General features: G+C 37.8%; 1 pseudogene. It reads left to right on the plus strand.

From position 1 onward, the window contains the following. A pseudogene (locus CXF74_RS00040) lies at window positions 1-246 on the plus strand (hypothetical protein); the annotation flags it as partial.

Genomic DNA, 246 nt, shown 5'->3' on the forward strand with positions numbered 1-246 from the left:
TCTGTTTTTGAACGCATTCATAACAAGTCAAATGATACTGAAAAGAAAAATGAAGTTGAAAATATGCGATTGGTAAAATTCATCGGTGCAGAGCATCAACATCAACCACAGGGCATTCATTTTACCTTCATTGATTATCTCGAACTTGTTGATTGGACTGGACGACTTATCCGAGAAGGTAAGCGAGGTGCAATATCATCACAATCGCCTACTTTATTAACCTCACTTGGCTTAAATAACGACACC

Origin of the sequence: Psychromonas sp. Urea-02u-13 (assembly GCF_002835995.1) — a bacterium.
Taxonomy (GTDB): domain Bacteria; phylum Pseudomonadota; class Gammaproteobacteria; order Enterobacterales; family Psychromonadaceae; genus Psychromonas.